Consider the following 22,714-nt stretch of genomic DNA (forward strand, 5'->3'; position numbering starts at 1 on the left):
ACGAAGGGAAACACACTGCCATGCAGAAGAAGACCCTGTACCGAGTCACGCTCACCGTCATCGCCGCACCCGTGCTGGCGTTCGGAGCTCCGGCCGTCGCCTCGGCGGACGCCTACTACGAGTCGGAGACCAGCGGTGCCGGTCCCCACGGGGCGTTCAACCACGAGGTCGAGTCCTCCGCCGGAGACGGCGAGGCCTGGTTCGAGGAGTCCTGGGACTACGCCGGCAAGGACGGCTCCTACTCCTCCAGCACCGAGAGCGGCGCCGACTAGGGTCTGTTCGGTGGACCCGGTCCCGTGCCGCTGGGGGGCGGCGAGGGCGCCGGCGGGACTCCGCCAGGTCCCGCGGGTGTGCCCGTGAGGTAGGAGCGGGCGCACCGTGGGAGCCGGAGGTTCCCGTACCCTCGGCGTCCGAGCACGAGGTGAGGCGAGCGGAGCCTCAAGGAAACCACGGCCCCGCGCCCCGGCCGGAGGAACGGGCTCCCGGCACCGTACGCCGGTGCCGGGAGCCCGCGTGTCAGGGACCCGCGCACGGCCCCGGTCCCCGTACCGCCAGGCGGAACGGGGACCGGGGTCACGTGTTCGGGGGCGAAGGGGCGGTCAGACGGTCCTCGCCGACTCGACGAGTGCCTTGAAGCGCTTCATGTCGCCCTTGGCCCGGGCCCCGACCAGCCCGAGCTTGTCGCCGAGCTGCTCGACCACGCCCTCCGGGACGGTCTTGAGCTGGAGGGTGATCCTGCTGCTCGTCTCCGACAGGCGGTGGAAGGTCACCACACCCGCGTGGGTCACACCGTCCGTGGTCCTCCAGGCGATCCGCTCACCGGGGACCTGCTCGGTGACCACGGCCTCGAACTCCCTCTTCTGGCCGCCGATCTCGATGGTCCACACCATGTGCCCGTCGCCGGCGCGGACGACCTTGTCGACGCCCTCCATGAACTGCGGGAACTCCTCGAACCTCGTCCACTGCGCGTAGGCGGCGGTGACCGGAACGTCGACTTCCACCGTCTCGATGATCTCTGACATTGATCCGATTCCTTCGCCGTCGCTTGTGTTCTTCCTCGTCGGACCCGCTACCCGTCACCCGCCAAGGCAATCACCGTTTCGAGACCTTTCCGTGACCTTGTTTTGGGCAACGCGCGGTGCCCGGACGGCGAAGGGGCCGCCGCCGTCGGACGACGGTGGCGGCCCCGGGTGCGTCGCGGCCGACGCGGGATCGGCCTACTTGGCGATCAACTGGCGCAGCACGTACTGCAGGATGCCGCCGTTGCGGTAGTAGTCGGCCTCACCGGGGGTGTCGATGCGCACCACGGCGTCGAACTCCACACCGGTGTCGGTGCTGACCCTCACCGTTTCGGGGACGCGGCCCTCGTTCATCTCGGTCACACCGGTGATGGAGAAGGTCTCCTCGCCGGTCAGACCGAGGGAGTCGGCGGACTGGCCCTCGGGGAACTGCAGGGGCAGGACGCCCATGCCGATCAGGTTCGAGCGGTGGATGCGCTCGTAGGACTGGGTGATGACCGCGCGGACGCCCAGCAGGGCGGTGCCCTTGGCGGCCCAGTCGCGCGAGGAGCCGGAGCCGTACTCCTTGCCGCCCAGGACGACCAGCGGGGTGTTCTGCTCGGCGTAGTTCTGCGCGGCGTCGTAGATGAACGACACGGGCGCCTCGGGCCGGGTGAAGTCGCGGGTGTAGCCGCCCTCGGTACCCGGCGCGAGCTGGTTGCGCAGGCGGATGTTGGCGAACGTGCCGCGGATCATCACCTCGTGGTTGCCCCGACGGGAACCGTAGGAGTTGAAGTCGCGACGCTCCACGCCGTGGGCCTTGAGGTAGTCGGCCGCCGGCGTCCCCGGCTTGATGGCGCTGGCCGGGGAGATGTGGTCGGTGGTGACCGAGTCGCCCAGCTTGGCCAGGACGCGGGCGCCGGTGATGTCGGTGACCGGGTCCGGGGTGGCGCCCATGCCCTCGAAGTAGGGGGGCTTGCGGACGTAGGTGGAGTCGTCCGCCCACTCGAAGGTGTTGCCGGTGGGCGTGGGCAGCGAGCGCCAGCGCTCGTCGCCGGCGAACACGTCCGCGTACGCGGACTCGTACATGTCCGAGGCGATCGCGGAGTCCATGACCTCCTGGATCTCCTCGGCGCTCGGCCAGATGTCGGCCAGGAAGACGGGCTCGCCGTCCGCGCCGACGCCCAGGGGCTCGGTGGTGATGTCCACGTCGAGCGACCCGGCCAGCGCGTAGGCGACCACCAGCGGCGGCGAGGCCAGGTAGTTCATCTTCACGTCCGGGTTGATCCGGCCCTCGAAGTTGCGGTTGCCGGACAGGACCGCGGAGACCGCGAGGTCGTTGTCCTGGACGGCCTTGGAGATCTCCTCCGGCAGCGGGCCGGAGTTGCCGATGCAGGTGGTGCAGCCGTAGCCGACCAGGTTGAAGCCCAGCTTGTCCAGGTACGGGGTCAGGCCGGAGCGCTCGTAGTAGTCGGTGACGACCTTGGACCCGGGCGCCATGGAGGTCTTGACCCACGGCTTGCGGGACAGCCCCTTCTCCACCGCCTTCTTGGCCAGCAGGGCGGCGCCCAGCATGACCGAGGGGTTGGAGGTGTTGGTGCAGGAGGTGATCGCGGCGATCACCACGGCGCCGTGGTCGATCTCGGTCTCGGTGCCGTCGGCCATGGTGACCTGGACCGGGCGGTGCGGGCGCTCGCCCCCGGGCTTGGCCATGTGCGCCGGGGAGTCGGAGGCCGGGAAGGACTCCTCGCTCGCCTCGTCCACCTCGTCTTCGACGTAGTTGTGCACGTCGTGGCGCCAGGTGCTCTTGGCCTCCGACAGCGCGATGCGGTCCTGCGGGCGCTTGGGGCCGGCGATGGAGGGGACCACGTCGGCCAGGTCGAGCTCGATGTACTCGGAGAACTCGGGCTCGACGGCCGGGTCGTGCCAGAAGCCGTTGGCCTTGGCGTAGGCCTCGGTCAGGGCGACCTGCTGCTCGGAGCGGCCGGTCAGCCTCATGTAGCGGATGGTCTCGTCGTCGACCGGGAAGATCGCGGCGGTGGAACCGAACTCCGGGCTCATGTTGCCGATGGTGGCGCGGTTGGCCAGCGGCACGGACGCGACGCCCTCGCCGTAGAACTCGACGAACTTGCCGACCACGCCGTGCTCGCGCAGCATCTCGGTGATGGTGAGCACCAGGTCGGTGGCGGTGGTGCCGGGCTTGAGCGCGCCCTTCAGCTTGAAGCCGACCACGCGCGGGATGAGCATGGAGATCGGCTGGCCGAGCATGGCGGCCTCGGCCTCGATGCCGCCCACGCCCCAGCCCAGGATGCCCAGGCCGTTCTGCATGGTGGTGTGCGAGTCGGTGCCCACACAGGTGTCGGGGTAGGCCTGGCCGCCCCGGCTCATGGTGACGCGCGCCAGGTGCTCGATGTTGGCCTGGTGCACGATGCCGGTGCCGGGCGGGACGACCTTGAACTCGTCGAAGGCGGTCTGGCCCCAACGCAGGAACTTGTAGCGCTCGTAGTTGCGCTCGTACTCGATCTCGACGTTGCGCTCGAAGGCGTCGGGACTGCCGAAGAGGTCGACCACGACGGAGTGGTCGATCACCAGCTCGGCGGGGGCGAGCGGGTTGATCTGGTCCGGGTCACCGCCCATGTCGCGCACGGCCTCGCGCATGGTGGCGAGGTCGACGACGCAGGGCACGCCGGTGAAGTCCTGCATGATCACCCGCGCGGGGGTGAACTGGATCTCCTGGCTGGGCTGGGCGTTGGGGTCCCAGTTGCCCAGTGCCCGAATGTGGTCGGCGGTGACATTCGCACCGTCCTCGGTGCGTAGAAGGTTCTCCAACAGCACCTTCAGGCTGTAGGGAAGCCGCTTGGAGCCCTCAACGGACTCCAGACGGAAGATCTCGTACGACTCGTCGCCAACGCGCAACGTGTCACGGGCGCCGAAGCTGTTCGCGGACACGGTGTCTGCCTCCTGATCTCGCCACTTTGCTCCCAGCATCCTGCCCCATCGGGCGGATGCGGGACCTACTGAGGCCGCCCTGGCCGGGTGCCGGGGGCGGAGGGCCGCGGGGGTGGTCTCCGCCTGCCTTCCGGCCTCCGTCAGGGCCGCCGTGACCTGCGGCGACGCCACTCGCCACCGGCCGGGCGGTCCGCTGGTCGCGGACGCCCACGATGTTCGGGTCCGGGCTCCGCCGAGCGGTCAACCTCACACGCCCGAACGGGGAGCGGGTCGGGGGGGCCCCGCTTTATCTTGATATCAAGCTATCTGACTTGTATCTCGATATCAAGTTATCGGGTACCCGCTCCCCGGGCGCGTCCGCCCCCCGGGAAGTGCCTCTTCGGGGCCCGCTCCGCTCCTCCCACCCGTCGCCCGCCGCCACCCCCAACGGACGCTACGCGCGGTCCTCCCCGTGTTCGAGCGCCCGGAGGCGGGAACACTCGGCGCCTCCGGTGTGACGGCTCGGGCCCACACCGTCGCCCGCCGCCGCCCTCAGACGACGGCCTACGACCGCAGCACTTGCCTGTCTCACCTTCAGCCCCTCCAGAACCCCGCCGACGCCCGAACGGCCGGTCAGTCCAACTGCGGCACGACCTGCGACGCGACCAGTTCCAGATGGTCCAGGTCGGACATGTCCATCATCTGTAGGTACATGCGCTCCGCACCCGCGGCGGCGAACAGGCCGATCTTCTCCACCAGCTCGTCCGGGGTGCCCGCCAGCCCGTTCTCCCGCAGCTCCGGCACCTCGCGGCCGATCCGCTCGGCCCGCCGGGCCACCTCCGCCTCGTCCTTGCCCACGCACAGCACCTGCGCGGCGGAGTAGACCATCGGGGCGCGGCGCCCCAGGGCCCCGACCGCGGCGCGGGTCCGCCCGAAGGCGGCCGCGGTGTCCTCGACCGAGGCGAAGGGCACGTTGTACTCGTCGGCGTACTTGGCGGCCAGGCGCGGCGTGCGCTTGGGCCCGGTCCCGCCGATCAGCACCGGCGGCCGCGGGCCCTGCTGCGGTTTGGGGAGCGCGGGCCCCTCCGCCAGCCGGTAGTGCTTGCCCTCGTAGCGGAAGGTCTCGCCCACCGGGGTGGACCACAGCCCGGTGATGATGTCCAACTGCTCCTCGTAGCGGTCGAAGCGCTCGCGGGCGGTGGCCGGGAAGGGGATCCCGTAGACCGCGTGCTCCTCCTCGAACCAGCCGGCGCCGAAGCCGAACTCCACCCGGCCGCCGCTCATGCGGTCGACCTGGGCGACGGAGATGGCGAGGGGGCCGGGGTAGCGGAAGGTCGCCGCGCTCATCAGCGTGCCCAGACGGATACGGGAGGTGTCACGGGCCAGCCCGGCCAGGGTGATCCAGGCGTCGGTGGGCCCGGGAAGGCCGCTGACGTGATCTCCCATACGCAGATAGTGGTCGGATCGGAACAGGGCGTCGAACCCCAGGTCCTCCACGGCCCTGGCGACGGCGAGCTGGTCCTCGTAAGTGGCCCCCTGCTGGGGCTCAAGGAAGATCCTCAGACGCATACGTCCCATTTTCTCCCACAGCGACGACCAGACCGAAACCGCCGCGCGGATACCGTGGAAAAGACGTGCCCGCTCCCTCCCCGTAGAACCGAACCGTACCCCCGTAGCGATAGCCCTCCACGTGAAGCTGCTCCGCCGCGCGCGCCGCCGCGCCCCCTCCTACGGCTCCGACAGCGCCGACCCGGTACTGCTGGCCGCCGTCGCCACGGGCGAGACCCGTGCCCTGGAGATCCTGCACCACAGGCACGCGCCCTGGCTGCGGGCGCGGCTGCGCTACCGCTGTTCCGATCCCGACCAGCTCGACGCCGCCCTCCAGGAGACCTTCCTGGCCGTGTGGAAGAACGCGGGATCCTTCACCCCCCGCCACGGCGACACCGACGCCGGGGCCTGGCTGTGGACCATCGCGATCCGGCAACTGATCTCCCAGTTGCGCAGGCGGGCCAACCGCTGGATCGCCGACGCCGACACCGACTACGAGACCATCGGCGACGCCTCCGCCGAGGACACCGTGCTGCTCAACATCGAGTACGGCCCGCTGGGCGCCGCCCTGCACTCCCTCTCGCCCGAGCTGCGCTCGGCCATCCAGGCCACCGTGCTCGACGGACTCACCGTCCGGGAGGCCGCGCAGATCCTCCAGATCCCCGAGGGAACCGTCAAGACACGGGTCATGCGCGCCAAGGCGCGACTACGGGAGGCACTGACATGAACTGGCACCTGACCCCTGCCCAGGCACACGAGTACGCCCACCACCGATCCGACGACGTCACCGCCATGTCCGTGGAGGCACACATCACCCGCTGCGCGCCCTGCCGCGACCTGCTCCCCGCCGACGAGGCCTGGCTGGCCCGGAGCTGGGCGGACCTGCGCGACGTGGTGGACCGCCCCCGGCGCGGACCGGTCGAGGCGCTGCTGTCCTCGCTCGGAGTGGGCGAGGGCACCGCCAAACTGCTCGCCGCCACTCCGGGCCTGTACCGGGCCTGGCTGCTGGCCACGGTCGTGGTGCTGGCGGCCGCCCTGCTGGCCGCCCACCACCTGCCGCTCGGCTCGCTGATGTTCGGCTTCACCGCCCCGGTCGTACCGCTGGTGGGCGTGGCCCTGGCCTACGGGCGCGGCGTGGACCCCGCCCACACCCTGACGTCGGTCACCCCGCTGGCCGGACAGCGGCTGCTGTTCCTGCGCACCTGCGCGGTACTGGTGCCCGCGCTTGCCCTGTGCACGGCGGCGTCCCTGATGCTGCCCTCCTCGCACGCGCCCTGGGCGTCGGCGTTCTGGCTGCTGCCCGCGCTCACCCTCGTGGCCGGTTCGCTGGTGCTCAGCCGCTGGCTGCACATGGGCGCGGCCAGCGCCGTCATGGGGCTGCTGTGGCTGCTCGCCCTGGGCGCCCTGGTCACCTCCTCGGACGCCACACCCCTGCAACTGCTCGCGCCCCAGGCCCAGGTGTGGTGGGCGGGCGCGCTCGCCACCCTGCTCGTCGCCATCCTGTGGCGTGTGAGGACGGCATGAGCCCCACGACCACGGTGACCGCCTCCGTCCACGTGCGCGGGCTGGTGCGCCGCTACGGCACCCGGACCGCCCTGGACGGTGTCGACCTCGACCTGGGCCCCGGGGTGACCGGGCTTCTGGGACGCAACGGCGCGGGCAAGACCACCCTTCTGCGCTGCCTGAACACCGACCTGGAGGCCACCGGGGGCGAGGTCCGCGTGCTGGGGTGCGCCCCCGAACGCGCGGCCGAGCGGACCGAGATCCGGCGACGCCTGGGCTACCTGCCGCAGAACCCCGAGTTCTACCCGCACTTCACCGCGTTCGGCCTGCTGGACTACATGGCGGTGCTCAAGGAGCTGGGCGGGCGCCGGGCCCGCCACGACGAGGTGCGCCGCGGCCTGGAGCGGGTCGGCCTCCTCGACCGCCGCCACAGCCGGATCCGCCGCCTGTCCGGCGGCATGCGCCAGCGCCTGGGGCTGGCCGCGGCCATGCTCGGCGATCCCGAGGTACTGCTGCTGGACGAGCCGACCATCGGGCTGGACCCCGAACAGCGCATCAGGTTCCGCGGACTGGTCTCGGAGCTGGCCGTGCGCAGCACCGTGGTGCTGTCCACCCACCAGATCGAGGACGTGGCGGCGCTGTGCCAGCGCGTGGTGTGCCTGGACGCGGGCCGGGTGGTCTTCGACGGCACCCCGGGAGAACTGGTGGACCGTGCGCGCGGGCACGTGTGGGAGCACCGCGGTCACCCCGGTGAGGGGTACACCGCCTGGCGGCTGGCCGACGGCCGCTATCGGGTGCTCACCCCGGCCGACGGTGCGCACACCGTCTCCGGTCCCGGGCTGGAACCGGTCGAGCCCACCCTGGAGGACGCCTACCTGCTGCTCACGGGCGTGGAACAGGACGTCCGGTGAGCCGTGCCGTCGGGCGGGCGGACTCCGCGGACGTGGAACCGGCCCCGGCGGAGCCGTCCGCCGGGGAGCCGTCCGTGGACGTGACGCCCCTCCGGGCCACCGCGGGCCGGCCGGGCCGGTCGCGCGTGACCAGGCGCGCGGCCGCGTTCGCCCGGCTGACGTGGTTCAACACGGTGCGCCTGTGCCGGAACCCGCTCCTGGCCCTGGGCATGGCGGCGGGCTCCTACATGATCATGGACATGGGCCGGGCCACGGGCGTGCTCACGCTGGAGAGCTGGCACAACAGGGCCGGCTCCATCGCGACGGTCGTGGGCGTGGTGATGTTCGCCGTGGTCACCTTCCCCGCCATGCGTGAGGCCCGCTACTCCACGGCGCTGGTGTCCCCCCTGGGCCGGACGAGCCGCCTCCTGTCCCTGATGGCGGCCTCCTCACTGGTCAGCACGGTGATGGTGGCGGTGCTGGCCGGCCTGCAGTACTGGATGGCCTCCCCACCCCTGGTGGGCACGCTGAGTCCGCCCGCGTACCCGGCGCCCCTCCTGCTGGCGGCGGCGGGACCGCTCCTGTCGATCACCCTGGTGGCGTGGACCCGCTCGTACCTGCCGCTGGTCGTGGTGGGGCTGACCATGCCCGTCTACGCGCTGTACGGCGTCTCGCTGCTGGACAACAGCCTGCAGAGCGCCGCGTTCCGGATGCAGTGGGCGGTCCGCGTCACCATGCAACCGTTCAAGGTGCGCGCGCCCTCCGTCACGGACGTGGCCGCCCACTACCTCGTCTACGCGGTACTGGCCGTGGCCGTCCTGGTGTTCCTGGCCCTGGCCGCACGGGGCGGGCGCGCCTTCCGCGCCGCCTGCCTGGGAACGATCGCCGTGCTGTTGGCCTGCGCCCTGCTCACCGTCGCCCACGGCCGCCAGACCTACACACCCCTCAAGCCCATAGCCGACAGCCAGGTGTACGGCGCGCACGGACCCTCCTGCCAGACCAGGGAGGGCATCACCTACTGCCCGCTGCCGGGCTACGAGCCGTGGGTGGACCGCTGGCACGAGACCCTGGCACCCGCCGTGGACCTGCTGCCCGAGGAGGCGCACGGCCGCCTGCCGGTGGTGTGGCAGGACGGCTCCTCCTACGAACGGGACCTGGACGTTCCCGAGGACCGGTCCGTGATGGTCTACAGCTACATGAACCCGGGATGGACGTACTGGCGGGCCGAACTGGTGGGCGGCGTGGTCCGGTCGGTCCTGGACCTGTCCTCCCCCTACGAGCCCCGCCGCTGCCGCGCCACCGACCAGTCGCGCGTCGTGATCGCGGCCTGGCTGACCACCGTCGGGGAGGGGGCGTCCCGCACCGAGAGGCTGGACGCCCTCACCATGGGCCTGGACCCCTACCTGCCCTCACCGGTGGACCTGGAGGTGGCCCGGGCGCTGGTCGGGCTCCCCGAGGAGCGGGTGGGCCGGGTCCTGGAACAGCACTGGGACAGGCTGTCCTCGCCCGGAGGACGCACCCGGGAACTCGCGGAGCTGCTGGGGCTGCGGGTCCGGGCGGCCTCCGGCCGACCCGCGACCTCCGACGACTGGAGGCGGCTGTACCCCCACCAGCCCTACGGGGAGGTCGCCGACGAGCCGGTGTGGCGCGGACTCCCCGTGTGCTCCTGACGCCGCGGCCGGGGCGGGGTCCGCACGCTCCGCCCCATACATCCGATCGTAGGATGGAAGGCATGAAGAATCCGTACTGGCACGTCGTGCTTCCCCCTCTGCGCGCCTGACCGGGCGCGCCCCTCCCCTGCTTCCGGGGAACCCCGGCCACGGCCCGCCGGCGGCGTCCGCCGGGCCGCGTGTCGTCGCGCGCCCGTCCCGCCCCCTCCTGGAACACGCGACGACGAAGGACCACGACCGTGTCAGAACGCTCCCTCCCCGCATCCGCCCCGCCGGCCTCCGCCACCGCGTCCCTGGCCCGGGGGCCGCTGCCGATCCTGGCCGCGGCCGTGCTGTGGGGCACCACCGGCACCGCCGGTTCCCTGGCCCCCGCGAGCGCGCCGGCGGCCGCCATCGGCTCCGCGGGCCTGGTCCTGGGCGGCCTGCTGCTGTTCCTCACCGGCCGGGGCTCCCTGGCCCTGGTCGTCCGGGGCGGGGCCTCCACCCGGTGGGCACTCGCCCTGGGCGCCCTGGCCGTCGCCGGGTACCCGCTGGCCTTCTACCCGGCCGTGGCGCAGGCGGGCGTCGCGGTCGGCACGGTGATCACGCTGGGCAGCGCGCCGGTCTTCGCCGGGCTGCTGGCCTGGCTGACCGGGCGGACCCGGCCCACGGCGCGCTGGGCCGTGGCCACACTGGCCGCGGTACTGGGCTGTGCCGTACTCGTGCTGGGCTCGGAGTCCACCGGCGGCGAGTCCGCCGTGCGGCCCGCCGGGGTGCTCCTGGCCCTGCTCGCGGGGCTGTCCTACTCCGCCTACGCGCTCGTCGCCGAACGGCTCATCCGGCGGGGGCACCCCTCGGGCGCCGTGATGGGCACGATGTTCGCGGGCGGCGGGATCGCCGTGCTCCCGGTGGTACTGGCCACCGGGACGGCCTGGCTGGCCACGGCCGAGGGTGCCCTGGTGGCCCTGCACCTGGCGGTGTTCACCGTGTTCCTGGCCTACCGGCTGTTCGGGAACGGGCTGCGGCACACTCCCGCGTCTGTGGCCACCACCCTGACCCTGGCCGAACCGGCCGTGGCCGCGCTGCTGGGCGTGGTGGTGGTCGGTGAGCGCCTGCCCGCCGTGTCGTGGGCGGGGCTGGCCGTGCTCGCCCTGGGGCTGGCGGTCCTGCGTACCCCCGCCCGGCCCCGGCAGCGGTGACCGCCGAGGTCGGCCGGGCACGCCCCCCACAGCGATGATCTTGCTCTTGGTGGCACTGTCGGCGGTCGAGAGTGCCACTGGGAGCAAGATCATCCGGTGGGGAGCCCCGGTCGGCCCGCTACTCGCGGTGGCGGCGGGCCGGGCGGACGGGCTCCAGCACCGCCAGGCACTCCACGTGGTGGGTCATCGGGAAGGCGTCGAAGGCGCGGAACTCCGTCAGCCGGTACCCGGCCCGATCGAACGAGGCCAGGTCGCGGGCGAGCGTGGCGGGGTCGCAGGAGACGTAGGCGACCCTGCGCGGGCGCGTCCCGGTCAGGGAGCGCACCACCTCGGCGCCCGTACCGGCCCGGGGCGGGTCCAGGACGACCACGTCGGCGTGCACGTCCGCCCACTCGCGCAGCTGGGCGGCCACGTCACCCTGCTCGATGCGCACCTGCTCCATGTCCCTGAGGTTGTACCGGGCGTCGCTCACGGCCTGGACGCCGCTCTCCACACCCATGGCGCGCCCCTCGGGGCCCACCGCCTCGGCCAGAGCACCGGTGAACAGGCCCGCGCCGCAGTACAGGTCCAGGGCGGTCTCACCGGGCTTGGGCTCCAGGGCCTCCATCACGGCGGCCGTGAGGACCTCCGCGGCGGCCGGGTGCACCTGCCAGAAGCCGCCGGCGCTGACGCGGTACTCGCGGCCGTTCGCGTTCTCGCGCACGCCCCGGCGCCCGCGCACCTGCTGGACGCGGCCTCCCTTGAACCGGCGCAGCACCGCGCTGGAGGTGCCCAGCTCGGGAAGGTTGTTCAGTCTGGCCCCGGTGGGGGTGACGACGACGGCGCGGTCCGCGCAGGCGGACGAGGCGACCGCCTCCACGTCACGGACGCCCTCCCACTTCACGTCGGTCACGCCGAGCTCGGCCACACCGGGGTGGGCGATCAGGCAGCGGTCGACGGGCTCGATGTCGTGGGAGCGGTGGCGGTGCAGTCCGGCGCGGCCCTCGGAGTCCACGGCGAAGCGCACGCGCGTGCGCCAGCCCAGGCCGTCGGGGGTGCCGGGCAGCTCCTCCACCACGACCTCGCGGTCGATCCCGGCGATGCGGCTCAACTGGTCGGAGACGACCTTGGCCTTGAGGGCGCGCTGGGCCTCCGGGGAGACGTGCTGCCAGTCGCAGCCGCCGCACTTGCCCGGTCCGGCGAAGGCACAGGGGGCCTCGACCCGGTCGGGGGAGGCGGTGAGGATCTCCACGGCGTCGCCGCGGAGGAAGCGGGAGGTCATCTCGGTGACGCGGACGCGGACCCTCTCACCGGGCAGGGCGTGGCGTACGAAGACCACCTGCTCGCCGTGGCGTCCCACGCACCAGCCCCCCTGCGCGACGTCGTCAACAGTGAGTTCGAATTCCTGGCCGGTCATGATGTGGTGTCCTCAAGGTGGTGGGTCGCTTCTGGGTGACCCTGCGCGCACAGCCACCAACCATTCCCAATCTACCGGCCTCGACACACCATCCGTGCTGCTTCGTGTCCGGGCCGTCGGCGCCGGGGCCGACGCGCGTGGCGGAGGAGTCTGTGCCAAGGTGGGACCAGGCACGCGCGGCGTGCGTGACGGTCGGCTATCTCGACGGGAGTGCGGGCGAGGTGCACATCGTGATCATGGGGTGCGGCCGGGTGGGTTCCACCCTGGCGCACACCCTCGTGGACCTGGGGCACACGGTGGCGGTGATCGACCAGGACCCCGAGGCGTTCCGGCGCCTGCGCGGCTCCGTGTCCAAGCACGCCGTCCGTGGCGTGGGCCACGACCGGGAGGTCCTGCTCTCCGCCGGGATCGACCGGGCCGGAGCCTTCGCCGCGGTCAGCAACGGTGACAACTCCAACATCATCTCCGCGCGGGTGGCGCGCGAGGCGTTCGGGGTCGAGCACGTGGTCGCGCGGATCTACGACCCCCGCCGCGCGGAGGTCTACCAGCGTCTGGGCATCCCCACCGTGGCGACGGTGCGGTGGACGGCCGACGCGATCCTGCGCCGCATGGTGCCGGGGGACGGACGGCTCACCGTGGGCCCGGAGTGGCAGGACGCGTCCGGGACCCTGGCGATGAACGAGCTGACCCTGCCTCCGGGGTGGGCGGGGCGCCGCGTCGCCGACCTGGAGGAGCGGGTGCCGATGCGGGTGGTCTACCTGACCCGTCGGGGACGGATCGTCCTCGCCCGTTCCGGCGATCCTCTGGAGGAGGGCGACGTCCTGCACGTGGTCGCCCACGGCCGGGACCTGGACGGGCTGTCCGGGCGGCTGCACGACGACGAGACGGGGCGTGGGTGAGATGCGGATCGCCATCGCGGGAGCCGGGAGCGTGGGCCGCTCCATCGCCACGGAACTGGCGGGCAGCGGCCACGACGTGCTGCTGATCGACCGGGACACCCGGGCCATCGGGGTGGACGACCTGCCCCAGGTGGAGTGGCTGCTGGCCGACGCCTGTGAGCTGACCACCCTGGAGGACGCCCGGCTGGACGACTTCGACGTGGTGATCGCGGCCAGCAGCGACGACAAGGTCAACCTGGTCGTGTCCCTGCTGGCCAAGAACGAGTTCGGGGTGGACCGGGTGATCGCCCGCATCAACGACCCCGACAACGAGTGGCTGTTCAACGAGTCCTGGGGCGTGGACCTGGCGGTGTCCCCGCCGCGGCTGATCGCCGACCTGGTCGAGGGCGCCCCGGAGGAGGACCCGGACCAGGAGGGGAGCCTGCCGCCGCTGCCCGGGGCGGAGATCGCCGAGTCGGTGTTGCACGCCGAGAGCCCGTTCGCGGGCGGACCGGAGAGCGCCCTGACGGAGGCGCTGCCCGAGGGCGTGGCCCTGGTGGCGGTCGTCGGCCCCGGCGGGGTGCGCCCTCCCGACCCCGGAAGGGCCCTGTCCGTGGGCAACACGGTGGTGTTCCTGGCCGAGCCCGAGGCGCTGAGCACCCTGGAGGCCCTGATGGCGCCCCCGGACGAGGACCTCTAGCCCCGCACCGCACACTCCCGCCCCGTGCACCGTGGCCTCGCACCCGGAGCGGATCCCGAGCGCCGAGCCCCGGGCCGGACCCGTCCCCGGTGGGGGCGGGCGGTGCACAGGCTCCTGAAGGGGCGCCGGGCCGAACCGGCCGCCCCGGTGGTGGCCGGGTGGTGGCCGGACCGCTAGCTACGCCGGGGGCCGTCCTCCCCCCGGGCGGAGGTCCCCTCCTCGTACTCGTCCAGCGGGGTGCGCCCCCGGGCCAGCACCCACACCATGGCGGCGAACGCGGCGACCTGGAGCGGCCAGCCCATGGCGATCTTGGAGAGGCCGAGCAGGCCGAAGGTGTCGGCCCAGCCGTAGGTCTCGGCCATCCACAGCGGGTACTGCACGAGTACGCGGATCACGCAGGGCAGTACCAGCAGCCAGGTCAGGCGCGAGGCCAGGGAGAGCACGGCCGGGTTGGACCGCCAGGAGGTGAAGTCCTCCTTGTTTCCGATGAACGGGCCGATCATCAGCCCGATCGCGGGCCAGCGCACCAGCACCGACAGGCTCAGCACCACGGCGTAGACGGCGTTGTAGATGATGCCCGGCAGGAAGGCGTCGGCGGCGTTGCCGCTGCGCATCGCGAAGACGGCCGCGATGCCGATGCCGAACAGGCTGGTGAGCACGTACTGCACCGAGGAGCGCTGTAGGAGCCGGATCCCGCCCAGGAACAGGGCCGCGGCCACACCGAGGCCGATCGACAGCCTCAGCTCCGAGGTGAGGATGTAGGAGACGGTGAAGGCCAGGGTGGGCATGGCCGCCTCGACCATGCCGCGCTTGCCGCCCAGCGCCTTGGACAACTGGGAGCGCACGAGCGCCTCGACCGTGTCCTCGGTGACCGCCGGGGTGTCCCCGGCGCCCTCCCCGCCCGGCCTCCGCTCCGGGTCGGGAGCGTCGCCCCGGCCGTCCGCCGCCGCGGGTACCTCTTCCCGGTCGTCCGCCTCGGCCTTCGAGGCGGCCTCCTCGGCGGCCCGCTGCTGCTCAGTCATCCTGCTCCCGGTCCGGTTCGCTCGTGGGTGGTCGCGGTCTCGGCCGCCGCCGCACGGGGCCTCCCGCGCGGGTCCGCCCGCCATGATGCCCCAGACTATGCGACCTGTCACCACCTCCGTGTCACGGAGCGTGTCCGCGCGCCTGCGCTCCGCCCGTGTTCGCCGTGTTCGGACGGGGTTTCGCCGCACCGCCTCGCGTCCTCGGCCCGACCGCCCCGGCCGCCACGGCCGGGCCGAGGACCCTGGCGGTCACCCGGACGACTCCGTACGCTGGCGGCCAGAGCCGCCGGAGCCGAGAGCGAACGAGGATCCCCATGCAGCCGAGCACGTCCCCGAGACGGGACCACCTGGAGTTCGCCGCCGCCCTGGACCGGGTCCTGGCCCGGACCGGCGGGTCGCACGTGTGGTCGCCCCACTCGGTGGGCACGGTGCTGGGGCTGCTGGCCGCCGGGGCCTCGGGCCGCACCCTGGACGAGCTGGAGGCGCTGCTGGGCCCGGACACCAAGGGACAGCTGGAAGCCCTGGACGCGGCCGTGGACACCGGTTCCGACCCCGACCTGGCCACCCTGAACGGGCTGTACGTGCCCGCCGACCTGGAGGTCCTGCCGGACTTCGAGGCGCGGGTGCGCGGACGCGCCGGCGCCGAGGTGGGACGCGCCGACTTCGCACGCGACGCCGAGGGGGTGCGCTCCCGGATCAACGGCAAGGTCGCGGACGTGACCCGCGGCCTGATCAGGGAGCTGCTCCCGCCCGGCGGCGTCCGCCCCGACCTGCGGATGCTGCTGGTCAACGCGCTGTGGGTGAAGGTGGTCTGGCCCGATCCCTTCGACCCCGCGCAGACCCGCGCCAGGACCTTCCACACCCCCGACGGGAAGAGGAGGGTCCCCACCATGCACCGGTCGGCCCGCCTGCCCCACGCACAGGCGCGGGGATGGAGCATGGTGAGCCTGGAGGGCGACCACGAGCTGGTCCTGGACGTGCTGCTGCCCGACGGGCGGACCACCGCTCCCCCGCCGGTGTCCGCCGAGGTGCTCGCGGACCTGTACCGCGAGCGCTCCTCCCAACAGGTCGAACTGACCCTGCCCCGCTTCCGGGTGGAGACCGACACCTCCCTGCTCGAACCGCTGGCGGCCGTGGGCGTGCGCCGGATGGCCACGGACGAGGCCCGTTTCGACGGGATCAGCCCGGAGCCGCTCAGGGCCGACGAGATCCTGCACCAGTCGGTGCTGAGGGTGGACGAGAAGGGGGCCGAGGGCGCCGCCGCCACCGCCGTGATGATGCTCCGGGCGGCGTTCACGCCCACCAGGCCGGTCCGGTTCACGGTGGACCGGCCGTTCGTGTTCGTGCTGCGCCGCCGGGAGTCGGTCCTGTTCCTGGGCCGCGTCACCGACCCGGTGGATCCGGGTCCGGCCGCCTGAGGCCGGGCGGCCGGGTCCCCTCATCCGGTTTCCGGGGTCCCAGGTCCCGCCTCAGGTCTCGAACACCTCGAAGGCGGTGGCGAGCGGGACGCCGGCCCACTCCCCGGAGCGGGCCGCGGCCCGGGGCAGGAAGGCCTTCTGGTCGAACCCGGACAGATTGGACAGGTAGACCTCGTGGGCGTCCAGTGAGGCCACGCCCGCGGCCAGGTCGTCCTCGCCCAGCTCCACGTAGTGGGTGGCCCGGGGCGAGGCGCCGAAGGCCACGAAACGCACACCCGACCACGGCCGGAGCCCCTCGTCCAACTGCTCGCGGAACACCCACCGGTTGGCGGCGTCGCGGACCGCGTCCAGCAGGGCCGGGCCGAGCACCCGGTGGTCGGCGTGGTTGAACCCGTTCGCGCCCGGGAAGTGGTCGCGGAAGTTGATGGAGACGACCACCTCGGGCCGGTGGCGCCGGATCGCGGCGGCGAGCGCGGCACGCAGCGGCAGCCCGTACTCCAGGGTGCCGTCGGGGAAGTCCAGGAACTCGACGGTGGCGGCGCCCACGGCCGCCGCCGACGCGCGCTGCTCGGCCATGCGCAGCGGCGCGCACTCCTCGGGGGCCATGCCGTCGATGCCCGCCTCGCCCTTGGTGACCAGCAGCTCCACCACGTCCTTGCCCTGGCCGGTCCACCGGGCGATCGCGGAGGAGCTGCCGAACTCCAGGTCGTCGGGGTGGGCCACCACCGCCAGGGCGCGCTCCCAGTCCTCCGGGAGCGGCCGGGGCACGCTGTTCTCCGTCGTCTGTGTCATGGAGCACAGACTACGGAAGGAGCGCGTGCCCCCGGCGCGTTCTCGGCGGGGCGGGTGTCAGGACTGCCCGGAACCGTTCGGGGTGCTGCCGGACCGGCCGGGCTGACCGCCGGGCGCGGCCCCGTTGGGCGAGCGGCCCGCGTTGCCGCTCTGGGCCGCCTGCTGGGCGGCGCGCGTCTTGGCCGCCTGGGCCATCTGCTCCTGGATCTGCTTGGGCACGGTGATCGGCAGCAGTTCGTTCGGGGGCACCGGCTGGTCGCCGCGCACCACCACGATGTCGGCGAAGAGCTGCTCGACCTCGGACATCACCTCGGGCTTGGACGCGCCGTCGCCGCGGATCACGCCGCGCAGCACCCAGCGCGGACCGTCCACGCCGATGAACCGCACCCGCTGGGCGAGCTGCTTGCCGTCCTCGGTCTTGCGGCCCTTGACCGGCACCAGGGCCCTGAGCTCGGGGCCGAAGGTGCCTTCGTGGTCCTCGACCTTGCCGCCCTGTTTGACGACCTGCTCGCGCAGCTCCTCGCGCATCTCGTCCCACAGGCCGGAGGACTTGGGCGCGGCGAAGGGCTGCACCTGTAGCGCGCTCTTGTCCCGCATCATGGTCACGCCGATGATCTTCTGCTTGCCCTGGGCGTCCTGGGCGACGTTGACCTGGATCTCGGCGCCCTGCGCCATGGGCAGGAGCATGCTCCCCAGGTCCATCCGTTTGGCCTCGGGGACGTCCTCGGCGGAGTCCCACGGCCCGGTGGCGCGGTAGCGGTCGGCCTCCTTGGCCGGCTGCTCCGTGGGGCGCTCCGGCTCGATCTCGTTGCCGAAGGAGACCGCTCCGGCGGCGCCCTCACGTCTGGGAGCGGCCTCCGTCCCCGTACTCTCGGTCTTCGCGTCCCGCTTCTTGCGGCGGCGTCCGAACACGCCTTCACCTCTTCGCTTTGCGTTGGTCCCGGGATGACACCGGGGATTGGGGCGCCGTCACCTCTGTGCGGCGTGGCCCCCGGTCGAACCGAAACCGCCCGTTCCCCGGGGCGACTCCGGCAGGGAGTCCGCCTCGACGAACACCGCGTGTTCGACGCGCTGGATGACCAGTTGCGCGATCCGGTCGCCCCGGGACAGTTTCACCGGGGTGTCCCTGTCGGTGTTGAGCAGGGTCACCCTGATCTCACCCCGGTACCCGGCGTCGACCGTGCCCGGCGCGTTGACGATCGTGAGCCCGCAGCGCGCGGCCAGGCCCGAGCGCGGATGCACGAAGGCCGCATACCCCTCGGGGAGGGCGATCGCCAGGCCGGTGGGGACCGTGACCCGCTCACCGGGGTCCAGTACGGCGTCGACCGCGGTGTACAGGTCCGCGCCCGCGTCACCGGAATGAGCGTAGGCGGGCAGGGGGAGGCCGGGGTCCAGGCGGTGGACCGTGACAGGGATCCGTCCGCCTTCCAGGGATGTGGTACTCACATTGGCCGAGCCTATCGTTTCCCGGACTCCGGACCGGTGTCCAGCGCCGCCGGTTCGCGAAGCGGGGCGGCACCGGATTCCTCCGGCGCCGCCCCGGTGCCCGCTTCGGGGCTTCGACTACTCCTCGACGGACTCGGGCAGGGTCACCTCGACGGTGAGCTCGGCGTCGTCGGTGGCGTGGAAGTCGATCCCGGCGGCTCGGCCCGCGGCGGCGAGGTCGCCGCTGGCGGCGCGTGCGGCCTCGACCCGCTTGCCCGCCACCCTGACGCGCTCGACCTCGGCCCGCATGGACAGCTTGGCCTCGGACTTGGCCTTGCGCACGGCGCGCAGCACCTCGGCGGTCGCGGCCAGGACGGCCGGGTCCCCGTCGGCGGCCGCGGCGCGGTACTCGGCCGTCTCGGGCCAGCGCTGTGCGTGGACTGAGCCCTCCCGCCACCAGCTCCAGACCTCCTCGGCCACGAAGGGCACGAAGGGCGCGAAGAGCTTGTGCAGGGCGCCCAGGGCGATGAGCAGCGCGGTGCGGGCGGAGGCGCCCTCAGCGGAGTCCACGTCGTAGGCGCGGGTCTTGACCAGCTCCAGGTAGTCGTCGCAGAAGTCCCAGAAGAAGCGCTCGGTGCGCTCCAGCGCCCGGGTGTGGTCGTAGGCGTGGAAGGCGGCGGTGGCGTCCTCCACGACGTCGGCCAGCGCGGCCAGCATCGACCGGTCCACCGGCTGGGTGACCCGCGCGGGGTCGGACGTGGCGCCCTCACCCGCCACGGACATGACGAACTTGCTGGCGTTGAGGATCTTGATGGACAGCCTGCGGCCGACCTTCATCTGGCCCTCGTCCATGGCGGTGTCGGTGCCCAGCCGCCCGCTGGCCGCCCAGTACCGGACCGCGTCGGAGCTGTACTTCTCCAGCAGCGCCAGCGGGGTGACGACGTTGCCCTTGGACTTGGACATCTTCTTGCGGTCCGGGTCCAGGATCCAACCGGAGATGCCGGTGGTGCTCCAGGGCAGGGTGCCGTTCTCGAAGTGGGCACGGACCACGGTGGAGAACAGCCAGGTGCGGATGATGTCCTGGCCCTGCGGCCGGTAGTCCATGGGGAAGACCCGGGCGTACAGGTCCGGGTCGCGCTCCCAGCCGGAGGCGATCTGCGGGGACAGCGAGGAGGTCGCCCAGGTGTCCATGACGTCGGGGTCGCCCATGAAACCGTTCGCCCGCCCGCGCTGGTCCTCGGTGTAGCCCTCGGGCGCCTGCGAGCTGGGGTCGACGGGCAACTGGTCCTCGGCGGGCACGATGGGCTCGTCGTAGCGCGGGTTGCCGTCGGCGTCCAGCGGATACCAGACGGGGAAGGGGACGCCGAAGAAGCGCTGGCGGCTGATCAGCCAGTCGCCGTTGAGCCCCCCGACCCAGTTCTCGTAGCGGGCGCGCATGTGCTCGGGGTGCCAGGTGAGCTCGCGGCCGCGCTGGATGAGCCGCTGGCGCAGGCCCTCGTCCCGCCCGCCGTTGCGGATGTACCACTGGCGGGTGGTGACGATCTCCAGGGGCTTGTCGCCCTTCTCGTAGAACTTCACCGGGTGGGTGATCGGCGCGGGCTCGCCCACCAGGTCGCCGCTCTCGCGCAGCAGGGCCACGGTGCGCTCGCGCGCGGTGTGGACGGTGGCGCCGACGAGCGTGTCGTAGGCCTCGCGGCCGGGCCCGCTCTCCAGGCCCCGGGGCGGGTCGGCGATGATACGCCCGTCCCAGCCGATGATGGGTCGGGTCTCCAACTGGAGCTCGCGCCACCAGGTGACGTCCGTGGTGTCGCCGAAGGTGCAGATCATGGCGATGCCCGACCCCTTCTCGGGGTCGGCGAGGCGGTGCGCCCTGACCGGGACCTCGACACCGAAGACCGGCGTGCGCACGGTGGTGCCGAACAGGTCCTGGTAGCGCTCGTCGTCGGGGTGGGCGACCAGGGCGACGCAGGCGGCCAGCAGCTCGGGGCGGGTGGTCTCGATGTGGACCGGGGCGCCGTCGGGCTTGTGGAAGGCGACCTTGTGGTAGGCGCTGGGGCGCTCGCGGTCCTCCAGCTCGGCCTGGGCGACGGCGGTGCGGAAGGTGACGTCCCACAGGGTGGGGGCCTCGGACATGTAGGCCTCGCCGCGGGCCAGGTTGCGCAGGAAGGCGCGCTGGGCGGCGGCGCGGGAGTTGCCGTCGATGGTGGCGTAGGTGTGGCGCCAGTCCACGCTCAGCCCCAGACGGCGCCAGATGGACTCGAAGACCTTCTCGTCCTCGGCGGTGAGCGTGTCGCACAGCTCGATGAAGTTGCGCCGGGAGACGGGGATCTGCCGCTTGGGGTCGGGCTTGGCGGGCGGCTGGAAGTCCGGGTCGTAGGGGACCGAGGGGTCACAGCGCACGCCGTAGTAGTTCTGGACGCGGCGCTCGGTGGGAAGGCCGTTGTCGTCCCAGCCCATGGGGTAGAAGACGGCCTTGCCGTTCATGCGCTGGAAGCGCGCGACGGTGTCGGTGTGCGTGTAGGAGAACACGTGGCCGATGTGCAGCGAACCCGAGACCGTGGGCGGCGGGGTGTCGATGGAGTAGACGTCCTCGCGGCTGCGCGTGCGGTCGAAGTGGTAGACGCCGGACTCATCCCATACGTCGACCCACTTCGCCTCGATACCGTCCAGCGAAGGCTTGTCGGGCATGCGGAAGGAATGAGAGCGGTTGGTCATGGGGGCAATGGTAATGCTCTTCGGACCGTGATCGCTCCGGGTTCCCGGCCCTCACCCGGGGGTCGGGAACCCCGCCCCGCGGCGCCGGCGTGCGGGGTTGGCCCGCGCGTTCGGAGAGCGGGCATGAAAGTATCTCCCCGTACGGACGGGAGGGTGTGCGCCGTACGCGCATCCTCGTCCACCCCAACGGAAACGGTGAAGGATTCGATGGCTAAGAAGGACGGCGGTGACATCGTCCCCGCGCTCATCGGTGTCGCGTCCGGGCTCGCGGCGCAGTTCGTCATGCGCAAGGCGCTGAACTTTACCTGGGCCCGTGTGACGGGTGAGGAGCCGCCCACGGACGTGGACTCCCCCGACATCAGCCTCGGCCGCGCGCTGAGCTGGGCCGTGATGGCCGGTGTCGGCACGGAGGTGGCCCGGGTGCTGGCCGTACGCGCCGCCCGCGCGAAACTGGTCGGTGCCGGTCCCGAGGAACTGGACATCTGACACCGGGACCCGCACCGCGCCCATGACGACGGCGGGCGGCCGACCGCACCGGGGTGTGGTCGGCCGTCCGCCGTCGTTTCCGCGCCGCTCCCGGGTGGGGAGCCGCGGCAGGGGGTGCTAGGCGCGTCCGCGGACGCGCCTGGACGCGGTGGTGTCCGCCCGCGCGGGCGGAAGCCGGCGGGACGGGACCGGTTCAGGGGCCGTCCCGTCCGCTCAGACGCACTCCTTGCAGACCAGCTGGCCGGCACGCTGCTCGGCGAGCTGGCTGCGGTGGTGTACCAGGAAGCAGCGCGAGCAGGTGAACTCGTCGGCCTGGCGCGGGAGCACGCGCACCGCGAGTTCCTCGCCCGACAGATCGGCACCGGGCAGTTCCATGCCCTCGGCTACCTCGTCGGGGTCGACGTCGATCGTGCCGGTGCCCTTGTCCACGCGCCGCGCCTGCAGCTCCTGGAGGCTGTCCTCGTTGATGTCCTCGTCAGTCTTGCGCGGGCTGTCGTAGTCGGTGGCCATCTCTGCTAACTCCATCCCCCTCGTTCAGTGCCTCGTCGCGCGGGTGTAACGCTTGAGAGACCTTCGTTTGTGCCCGATTCGGCCGATGAGTTTTCCCGATGTCGGCGGACCGTGTCCCCTCCCGGGTCACCATCCACAGGTCAGCAGTACTTTTACGGGTCCGTGACCGGAGACGGCCACGCGCGGCTACCGCCCAAGGATCGGTCCCCCTGTGTACTACCCAACGCCGGGCGCCTCGTAGACCTGGAAGACCCGCTTCACCCATTCGGGACAAAACGCGGATTGCTTCCCATGAGTGGGCGAAAACCAGGACATGCCCACGTCAGGAGGCATTCTCTCCGGGTCCACGCCCGGGGAAGCATACACACCCGAGTCCGGCCCCCGTGACACGGGTGGGCGTGTCTTCGGACACGTATAGATACCACGAAGTACGGCAGAACGCAGCCTGGCCCCGTGGGGCCGGGTTCTGTCCGGTGGACCGGTCCTGTGCCGCCGGGGGTGGCGAGGGCGCCGACGGGGTTCTGGAGGATTCGTAGGTGGGGCTGCGAGGAACGAGCCGCCATACCGGAGGATCCGAAGGTTCCCGTACCCGCGGCGCCCGAGCACGAGGCGAAGCGCAGCGGAGCCTCAAAGACGACACAGCGAGGCCGCCGACGG

General features: G+C 72.3%; 20 protein-coding genes. 10 read left to right on the plus strand and 10 right to left on the minus strand.

Annotated elements, in window-relative coordinates:
- Window positions 1-20: 20 nt before the first annotated feature.
- Window positions 21-272, plus strand: coding sequence for a hypothetical protein (locus NOSIN_RS12265; RefSeq protein WP_077690864.1), 252 nt, complete (start codon window positions 21-23; stop codon window positions 270-272).
- A gap of 327 nt (window positions 273-599) precedes the next feature.
- On the opposite strand, the gene NOSIN_RS12270 is transcribed toward NOSIN_RS12265, so the two are convergent.
- From NOSIN_RS12270 to NOSIN_RS12280, 3 genes are all read right to left on the minus strand, one after another.
- A complete protein-coding gene (locus tag NOSIN_RS12270) occupies window positions 600-1,022 on the minus strand; it encodes an SRPBCC family protein (protein WP_077690865.1) in 423 nt (140 codons plus the stop codon).
- 195 nt (window positions 1,023-1,217) lie between these two features.
- Complete coding sequence (acnA, locus tag NOSIN_RS12275) at window positions 1,218-3,947, minus strand: aconitate hydratase AcnA (protein ID WP_077690866.1); 2,730 nt, start codon at window positions 3,945-3,947, stop codon at window positions 1,218-1,220.
- 612 nt (window positions 3,948-4,559) lie between these two features.
- Window positions 4,560-5,495, minus strand: a complete 936-nt coding sequence (locus NOSIN_RS12280; RefSeq protein ID WP_077690867.1) for an LLM class F420-dependent oxidoreductase — start codon at window positions 5,493-5,495, stop codon at window positions 4,560-4,562.
- A 121-nt stretch (window positions 5,496-5,616) separates the two neighbouring features.
- On the opposite strand from NOSIN_RS12280, the gene NOSIN_RS12285 reads away from it, so the two are divergent.
- The 5 genes from NOSIN_RS12285 (at window position 5,617) to NOSIN_RS12305 (ending at window position 10,715) form a co-directional block, all read left to right on the plus strand.
- Window positions 5,617-6,201, plus strand: coding sequence for an RNA polymerase sigma factor (locus tag NOSIN_RS12285; protein WP_077690868.1), 585 nt, complete (start codon window positions 5,617-5,619; stop codon window positions 6,199-6,201).
- Window positions 6,198-6,998 (plus strand): hypothetical protein, encoded by an 801-nt coding sequence (locus tag NOSIN_RS12290; protein WP_077690869.1) that lies wholly within the window; start codon window positions 6,198-6,200, stop codon window positions 6,996-6,998. The genes NOSIN_RS12285 and NOSIN_RS12290 overlap by 4 nt, the downstream gene beginning before the upstream one ends.
- Window positions 6,995-7,888, plus strand: coding sequence for an ABC transporter ATP-binding protein (locus tag NOSIN_RS12295; RefSeq protein ID WP_077690870.1), 894 nt, complete (start codon window positions 6,995-6,997; stop codon window positions 7,886-7,888). Before NOSIN_RS12290 ends, NOSIN_RS12295 begins: the two co-directional genes overlap by 4 nt.
- Window positions 7,889-7,962: 74 nt before the next feature.
- Window positions 7,963-9,537 carry a hypothetical protein gene (locus NOSIN_RS12300; protein ID WP_193371957.1) on the plus strand — a complete coding sequence of 525 codons (1,575 nt, stop codon included), beginning with the start codon at window positions 7,963-7,965 and terminating at the stop codon, window positions 9,535-9,537.
- A 239-nt stretch (window positions 9,538-9,776) separates the two neighbouring features.
- Entirely contained in the window at window positions 9,777-10,715 is a 939-nt protein-coding gene (locus NOSIN_RS12305) for an EamA family transporter (RefSeq protein WP_077690872.1), read from the plus strand.
- 118 nt (window positions 10,716-10,833) lie between these two features.
- On the opposite strand, the gene NOSIN_RS12310 is transcribed toward NOSIN_RS12305, so the two are convergent.
- Window positions 10,834-12,111 (minus strand): class I SAM-dependent RNA methyltransferase, encoded by a 1,278-nt coding sequence (locus tag NOSIN_RS12310; RefSeq protein WP_077690873.1) that lies wholly within the window; start codon window positions 12,109-12,111, stop codon window positions 10,834-10,836.
- Between the two features lie 221 nt (window positions 12,112-12,332).
- Here NOSIN_RS12310 and NOSIN_RS12315 point away from each other — a divergent pair, with 221 nt between their 5' ends.
- Window positions 12,333-13,010 carry a potassium channel family protein gene (locus NOSIN_RS12315; RefSeq protein WP_077693557.1) on the plus strand — a complete coding sequence of 226 codons (678 nt, stop codon included), beginning with the start codon at window positions 12,333-12,335 and terminating at the stop codon, window positions 13,008-13,010.
- Window positions 13,003-13,689 carry a potassium channel family protein gene (locus NOSIN_RS12320; RefSeq protein ID WP_077690874.1) on the plus strand — a complete coding sequence of 229 codons (687 nt, stop codon included), beginning with the start codon at window positions 13,003-13,005 and terminating at the stop codon, window positions 13,687-13,689. Before NOSIN_RS12315 ends, NOSIN_RS12320 begins: the two co-directional genes overlap by 8 nt.
- Before the next feature lie 173 nt (window positions 13,690-13,862).
- Here the strand turns inward: NOSIN_RS12320 and NOSIN_RS12325 are convergent, their stop codons facing one another.
- The gene (locus NOSIN_RS12325; protein ID WP_077690875.1) at window positions 13,863-14,711 is read right to left on the minus strand and encodes a DUF3159 domain-containing protein; all 849 of its coding nucleotides are present in this window, start codon (window positions 14,709-14,711) and stop codon (window positions 13,863-13,865) included.
- Between the two features lie 314 nt (window positions 14,712-15,025).
- Between NOSIN_RS12325 and NOSIN_RS12330 the strand changes: the two genes are divergently transcribed.
- Window positions 15,026-16,129: a serpin family protein gene (locus tag NOSIN_RS12330; RefSeq protein ID WP_077690876.1), complete on the plus strand. Its 1,104-nt coding sequence runs from the start codon at window positions 15,026-15,028 to the stop codon at window positions 16,127-16,129.
- A 51-nt stretch (window positions 16,130-16,180) separates the two neighbouring features.
- Here NOSIN_RS12330 and NOSIN_RS12335 read toward each other — a convergent pair whose 3' ends face one another.
- The 4 genes from NOSIN_RS12335 to valS form a co-directional block, all read right to left on the minus strand.
- Window positions 16,181-16,921 carry a PIG-L deacetylase family protein gene (locus NOSIN_RS12335; RefSeq protein WP_077690877.1) on the minus strand — a complete coding sequence of 247 codons (741 nt, stop codon included), beginning with the start codon at window positions 16,919-16,921 and terminating at the stop codon, window positions 16,181-16,183.
- Between the two features lie 57 nt (window positions 16,922-16,978).
- Window positions 16,979-17,833 carry a DUF3710 domain-containing protein gene (locus NOSIN_RS12340; protein ID WP_077690878.1) on the minus strand — a complete coding sequence of 285 codons (855 nt, stop codon included), beginning with the start codon at window positions 17,831-17,833 and terminating at the stop codon, window positions 16,979-16,981.
- A gap of 57 nt (window positions 17,834-17,890) precedes the next feature.
- Window positions 17,891-18,367: a dUTP diphosphatase gene (gene dut / locus NOSIN_RS12345; RefSeq protein ID WP_077690879.1), complete on the minus strand. Its 477-nt coding sequence runs from the start codon at window positions 18,365-18,367 to the stop codon at window positions 17,891-17,893.
- A 117-nt stretch (window positions 18,368-18,484) separates the two neighbouring features.
- On the minus strand, window positions 18,485-21,061 hold the full coding sequence (gene valS, locus NOSIN_RS12350; RefSeq protein WP_077690880.1) for a valine--tRNA ligase: 2,577 nt from the start codon (window positions 21,059-21,061) through the stop codon (window positions 18,485-18,487).
- Between the two features lie 207 nt (window positions 21,062-21,268).
- Here valS and NOSIN_RS12355 point away from each other — a divergent pair, with 207 nt between their 5' ends.
- Window positions 21,269-21,547, plus strand: coding sequence for a DUF4235 domain-containing protein (locus tag NOSIN_RS12355; RefSeq protein WP_077690881.1), 279 nt, complete (start codon window positions 21,269-21,271; stop codon window positions 21,545-21,547).
- Window positions 21,548-21,760: 213 nt separating this feature from the next.
- On the opposite strand, the gene NOSIN_RS12360 is transcribed toward NOSIN_RS12355, so the two are convergent.
- The gene (locus tag NOSIN_RS12360; RefSeq protein ID WP_017572625.1) at window positions 21,761-22,057 is read right to left on the minus strand and encodes a DUF4193 domain-containing protein; all 297 of its coding nucleotides are present in this window, start codon (window positions 22,055-22,057) and stop codon (window positions 21,761-21,763) included.
- Between the last annotated feature and the right edge of the window lie 657 nt (window positions 22,058-22,714).

The organism is Nocardiopsis sinuspersici, assembly GCF_001998325.1.
In the GTDB taxonomy this organism is placed as follows: Bacteria; Actinomycetota; Actinomycetes; order Streptosporangiales; family Streptosporangiaceae; genus Nocardiopsis; species Nocardiopsis sinuspersici.

Excerpts from the sequence above, each read along its gene's own strand:
- NOSIN_RS12265 (WP_077690864.1), top strand. The coding sequence starts at position 21 with ATGCAGAAGAAGACCCTGTACCGAGTCACGCTCACCGTCATCGCCGCA.
- NOSIN_RS12270 (WP_077690865.1), bottom strand. The coding sequence starts at position 1,022 with ATGTCAGAGATCATCGAGACGGTGGAAGTCGACGTTCCGGTCACCGCC.
- NOSIN_RS12280 (WP_077690867.1), bottom strand. The coding sequence starts at position 5,495 with ATGCGTCTGAGGATCTTCCTTGAGCCCCAGCAGGGGGCCACTTACGAG.
- NOSIN_RS12290 (WP_077690869.1), top strand. The coding sequence starts at position 6,198 with ATGAACTGGCACCTGACCCCTGCCCAGGCACACGAGTACGCCCACCAC.
- NOSIN_RS12295 (WP_077690870.1), top strand. The coding sequence starts at position 6,995 with ATGAGCCCCACGACCACGGTGACCGCCTCCGTCCACGTGCGCGGGCTG.
- NOSIN_RS12310 (WP_077690873.1), bottom strand. The coding sequence starts at position 12,111 with ATGACCGGCCAGGAATTCGAACTCACTGTTGACGACGTCGCGCAGGGG.
- NOSIN_RS12325 (WP_077690875.1), bottom strand. The coding sequence starts at position 14,711 with ATGACTGAGCAGCAGCGGGCCGCCGAGGAGGCCGCCTCGAAGGCCGAG.
- NOSIN_RS12330 (WP_077690876.1), top strand. The coding sequence starts at position 15,026 with ATGCAGCCGAGCACGTCCCCGAGACGGGACCACCTGGAGTTCGCCGCC.
- NOSIN_RS12335 (WP_077690877.1), bottom strand. The coding sequence starts at position 16,921 with ATGACACAGACGACGGAGAACAGCGTGCCCCGGCCGCTCCCGGAGGAC.
- valS (WP_077690880.1), bottom strand. The coding sequence starts at position 21,061 with ATGACCAACCGCTCTCATTCCTTCCGCATGCCCGACAAGCCTTCGCTG.
- NOSIN_RS12355 (WP_077690881.1), top strand. The coding sequence starts at position 21,269 with ATGGCTAAGAAGGACGGCGGTGACATCGTCCCCGCGCTCATCGGTGTC.
- NOSIN_RS12360 (WP_017572625.1), bottom strand. The coding sequence starts at position 22,057 with ATGGCCACCGACTACGACAGCCCGCGCAAGACTGACGAGGACATCAAC.